At 68.7% G+C, this 4,995-nt stretch carries 4 protein-coding genes; 1 reads left to right on the forward strand and 3 read right to left on the reverse strand.

Going from position 1 to position 4,995, the window contains the following annotated elements:
- The 3 genes from C882_RS23725 to C882_RS22350 form a co-directional block, all read right to left on the reverse strand.
- The coding region (locus tag C882_RS23725; RefSeq protein ID WP_052000268.1) for a hypothetical protein at positions 1–549 on the reverse strand (549 nt) is incomplete at its 3' end.
- An 11-nt stretch (positions 550–560) separates the two neighbouring features.
- Complete coding sequence (locus C882_RS22345; RefSeq protein ID WP_009542967.1) at positions 561–1,022, reverse strand: response regulator; 462 nt, start codon at positions 1,020–1,022, stop codon at positions 561–563.
- Positions 1,019–3,073 (reverse strand): MASE1 domain-containing protein, encoded by a 2,055-nt coding sequence (locus tag C882_RS22350; protein ID WP_083876161.1) that lies wholly within the window; start codon positions 3,071–3,073, stop codon positions 1,019–1,021. The genes C882_RS22345 and C882_RS22350 overlap by 4 nt, the downstream gene beginning before the upstream one ends.
- Positions 3,074–3,317: 244 nt before the next feature.
- Between C882_RS22350 and C882_RS22355 the strand changes: the two genes are divergently transcribed.
- Positions 3,318–4,995 (forward strand): diguanylate cyclase domain-containing protein (locus C882_RS22355; RefSeq protein ID WP_043647285.1); only part of this gene is annotated, 1,678 nt, incomplete at its 3' end.

The following is a 4,995-nucleotide window of genomic DNA, read 5'->3' on the forward strand; positions in this document are numbered from 1 at the left end:
GGCGGGCTCCGGCTCGATGGCCTCGACCATCCACACCCAGCGGGTGTCCATCTGCGGCATGGCGAGAACGGCGTCAGGCGTCAACGGGTAGAGGATGCGCAGCGGTCCCTTGCCGCGCACCGGCATAAGATCGCCGCCGCGACGGGTCGCCAGCAGGATCGGCCAGCGCCTCCAGTCGGCGCGCGGGATCACGGCGGAGTATCCGTCCAGGGCGCGCACCCGGACCGCCGGCACGTCGGCGAGGCCGGCGTCGGCCAGGACGTCCGACAGCAGGACGCCGTGGTAGACGTCGCTCTCGTCCTGCCAGACGAGGTCAGCCTCCAGGGCATGGGGGCCCAGGGCCTCCAGGTCCGCCACGTCGTACTCCTGGACGCCCGCGGCGCCCGCGACCGTCAGCACGGTCGGGCCCGGGTCCGGCTGGGGCAGGGGCGCCGGCGTGACCGCAAGAACGTTGGCCTCCGTAACCGTGGCGGCGGCCGGTGTGCTGCTCAGCCAGAGCGCGGCGACAAGGGCGCCGGCGAGCACGGAAAGGGCGCGACGAAACCGCATGCACCGCATCCTCAATGCCGCACCGGGCGGCGCGGCAGCGCGGCCACGCCGCTCAGCCACAACTGGCAGACCGCTTCCAGCTTGCCGATCAGTTCCTCGACCGTCACCGGCTTGGTCAGGAAGGCCGCGCAGTGCTTGCGATAGCAGTCCAGAACGTCACGCTCGCTCTCGGACGTCGTCAGGACCACGACGGGAATGTCGCACAGGGCCTCGTCGGCCTTCAGCGCTTCCAGCGTGGCACGGCCGTCCATGCGCGGCATGTTGAGGTCGAGCAGGATCAGGTCCGGCCGACGGGCGCCGGCGTGAGCACCGCGCTGGTGAAGGTATTCCAGCGCCGCCAGGCCGTCGGAGACGCTTTGGAACTCCGGCACGACGGGCAGCTCCAGCAGGGCCTCGTGGGTCAGTTCGACGTCGGCGCGATTGTCGTCGACCATCAGAATGAGCGGCGGAAGGTCGCCTTTCGGGATTGTCATGCCGAAGTGGCCTCCGGGTCGGTCCGGCCGTCGGGCAGCCAGAGATGAACGGACGTGCCGTGCCCGGGCACGGAGTCGAGCCAGATGCGCCCACCCTGACGCTCAAGCACCCTGCGGCAGTAGGCGAGTCCGACGCCGGAGCCGGCGATCTCGTCGTCGGTGTGCAGCCGGCTGAACAGGACGAAAAGCTTGTTGTGGAAGGTGGAATTGATGCCGATGCCGGCATCGCGGACGGTGACGCGCCAGCCCGCGCCCTCGGCCCGGGCCTCTATGTGGATGTCGGGCGGCTCGCCGGGCTTTGCGTAGGCCATGCCGTTGTCGATCAGATGCTGGAAGACCATACGCATCTGGCCAGCATGTCCGCGCACCACCGGCAGCGGCCCCGAGACCGTCACAGCGCCCCCTGCACGGCTGTTGCCGATGGCTGTCGCCACCGTTTCGTTGAGGTCGACCGGACCGTCGGGCGCAGTCGGCTCGTCGATCAGCGCATAGTCCATGAGGTCGCGGAACAGGCGCGACATCCGGGCCGTCCCCGCCCGAACATGGGTCAGGTATCCGCGTCCGGTCTCGTCCAGCCGATCGCCGTAGCGGCGCTCCAGAAGCTGGGTGAAGCCACCGATGGCGCGCAGGGGTTCCTGCAGCGTGTGGGTGACGGCGTAGGCGATGCGCTCCATCTCGCGCTTGGCGCGGGCGTGCTGGGTCAGGGCGCGCCGCAGGTCGTTTTCCTGCCGCTTGCGCTCGGTGATGTCCTCCTTGGTGGCGACCAGATGGGAAATGTGCCCGTCGGCCTCGCGCACCGGAGAAATGGTGGCCGCCTCCCAGACCGTGCCGCCGTCGCTGGTACGATTGAGAAACTCGCCGCGCCACGTCTCGCCGGCTTTCACGGCGCGCCAGAGGGCCTCGTATTCCTCGCGCGGGGTGTGGCCCGACTTGAGGAAGCGCGGTGTCTGGCCGGCGACGTCCTCCAGCGCATAGCCGGTCAGGCCGGTAAAGGCGGGATTGACGTAGACAAGGTGGCCGTCCGGGTCGGTGACCATGACGGACGTGGCCGATTGCTCCACCGCATGAGACAGCAGGCGCGCCTGGCGCGCCGCCTCGTCCCGCTCGGAGACGGCGGCGGCCGTGATCAGGCCGGTCAGCACCGTCACCGTCATGAAGCTTTGCAGCAGCACAAGGCTTTCCGTCTGGTCGGGGCGGGCGAACAGGCCAAGCCCCTGCGCCGTCGCCACCACGGCCGGCACCGCCACCACCAGTGCGATGGTGGCCGCGCCGCGGACGCCGTGGCGCAACGCGCCCCAGATGATGAACGGGAAAATGGCATAGGCGAAAACGTGGTCGTCGGCGCTCAGGCTCAGCAGGTCGCTGAAGACCACGGCCGACGCCCCCGCCGCCACGATGCAGGCGAGCGCAAGCTCGGGCAGGCGCCGGGTACGCTCGCTGGCGCGCGCCCAGGCGATGAGGAACGGCGCCACCATGAGGATGCCGGCGGAATCGCCAAGCCAGTAGGTCGTCACGATGCTCGCAAAGGCCTCCCAAGGGGCCACGCCGCCCAGGCACAGAGAGGCCGTGCCCGCAAGGGCCGCCACCGAGGGAGCAAGGGCGGCCGCGACGGCCAGGACGAGGATCTCCGGCACGCGCGTCAGTGTCACGGTCCGGCCGGAAAGGCCGGTGCGCAGGACCGCCCATGCCAGGATGTATTCCGCCGTGTTGCCTGTGGCTATGCCGGCGGCGACGGCAACGGAAACGCCGGTGTGAAACGTCGCGGCGAAAGCCCCGACCCACATGGCCGGAGCGAATCGCAAGCCGCCGATGACCAGCGCCGCCGTGGCCAACCCCGAGGGAATCCACACCGCCGACACGTTGCCGCCGACGAATGCCATCGCGAGGCCCAGCTTCGCCGCTGCGAAATAGAGTCCGGCAAGGCAGATGTGCAGGCCGATCCGTTGCGCAACTCCCCTGCGTGACGACTGATCGTCGTCGGTCCGGTTCGTTCCGGTGGCCCTCGAAGACCCTGCGTGGCCCGTGAAAGAAAGCTTTATACCTAAGGTCATTCCCCCTCGCGTCACCGGCCGCTGCCGGGCCCACCCCTCGAAAAATCCCACCCTTTTGGATTAACCCATTCTATCATCGTTTTCCGGCGGAGCGCGACACCATCCTTCGCAAGGGGAAGAAAGGTCCGTTCGTATGTCTTTCGCCCGCGCGTCATAACCTTTGGTGTATTGCTGCCACTGCGCAGTCATGATCTTATGGCGCATATCAGAGGTTTTTGCCGCCGAGAGTGGCAAGGGGGCGGTTATGCCGTTGGACGTATTACTTATCGAGGACAACCCGACCGACGCGCGCCTGTTCGAGGATCTCGTCAACGACAGCGGCGACTCCGTCGCCATCAAATGGGCTCGCAGCATCGCGGAAGCGCGGGACAGCGCGGGCCAAGTCTTCGATGTCGTGGTCACCGACCTTGGGCTGCCGGACAGCCGCGGCCTGGAGACGGCCGAGCGCGTGCTGGCGGAATATCCCGGGTGCCCCGTCGTGGTCATGACCGGCCTGGATGATCCGCAGGCCGGCGTTCAGGCCGTGCAGGCAGGGTGTCAGGACTATGTGGTCAAAGGCATCACCGATCCGGCGCTGCTGGTCCGCACCCTGCGTCATGCGGTGGAGCGCCGGGCCGCCGAACGCCGCATCCGTGAAAGCGAGGAACGGTTCCGCACGCTGATCGAAATGTCACCCGACGCCATCGTGCTCATTGCGATGTCCGACGTGCCCGAGGACGCCGAGATCATGTTCGCCAATTCGGTGGCGCGGCGCCTCTTCAAGGTGGGGGCCGGCAGCGACCTGGCGGGGGCCGCGGCCAGTCGCGTGTTCAACGGCATCGACGCCTCGGGCCTGGTTCATGCGCTTTGCCATGTGAGCCGGGAGGGCGACGGGCCGCGCGGCCTGGGCGATTTCCGCCTGTCCGACGGCACCGGCGCACGCATCGCGGTGGAGGTGTCCGCCGCGCCCGTGTTCGTCGATGGCCGCCGCGCCGTGCAGGCCGTGGTGCGCGACATCAGCGCCCGCCGCGAGCGAGAGCGCGAGCAACGTCTGGCACAGGCCGTGTTCCGAACCACCGCCGAGGCCATGATGATCACCGACGCCGAGCGGCGCATCATCACGGTCAACCCGGCCTTCACGCAGATCACCGGCTATCCGGTCGAGGACGTGCGGGGGCGCTCGCCGAGCCTGCTGGCCTCGGGCCGCCACGACGCCGCATTCTACGCCGACATGTGGGAAACGCTGGAGGCCGAGGGCCACTGGCGCGGCGACGTCTGGAACCGCCGGTCCGACGGCGAGGTCTACGTGCAGCGTCTTACCATCTCGCGCATTACAGACGCCGACGGCGTGGTGACCAACTACGTCGGCGTCTTCAGCGACGTGACGGAGGAAAAGGAGGCCTCGGCCGCCCTTCAGTACTCGGCCAGCCACGACGCGCTGACGGGCCTGCCCAACCGCGCGCTCATGGTCGACCGGCTGGAGCAGGCGCTGGGCGTTCACGCCCGTACGGGCGGGGGGCTGTCGGTGCTGTTCATCGACCTCGATGGCTTCAAGCCTGTCAACGACACTCATGGTCACCTTGCCGGCGACCTGCTGTTGCAGGGCGTGGCCGAGCGCTTGCGCGGCTGTGTGCGTGACAGCGACACGGTGGCCCGGCAGGGGGGCGATGAATTCGTGGTGCTCAGTCATGACGCCACCGATCCCGAGTCGGCGGCGACCATCGCCGACAAGATCCTCCAGGCCCTGCGCCCGTCCTTCGACGTCGGGGCGGCCTCGGTGCGGGTGGGGGCGAGCATCGGCATCGCCCAGGCGCCTCGGGACGGTACGACCGTGGAAGACATTCTGCATGCTGCCGACGGCGCCATGTACGAGGCCAAGCGCGCCGGCAAGGGCGTCTGGCGCTTCGCAGGAAATGACGAGGAACCGGTCCTCCTGGCCTACG

Origin of the sequence: Caenispirillum salinarum AK4, assembly GCF_000315795.1 — a bacterium.
Lineage (GTDB): Bacteria > Pseudomonadota > Alphaproteobacteria > Rhodospirillales > Rhodospirillaceae > Caenispirillum > Caenispirillum salinarum.

Excerpts from the sequence above, each read along its gene's own strand:
- C882_RS22345 (WP_009542967.1), bottom strand. The coding sequence starts at position 1,022 with ATGACAATCCCGAAAGGCGACCTTCCGCCGCTCATTCTGATGGTCGAC.
- C882_RS22350 (WP_083876161.1), bottom strand. The coding sequence starts at position 3,073 with ATGACCTTAGGTATAAAGCTTTCTTTCACGGGCCACGCAGGGTCTTCG.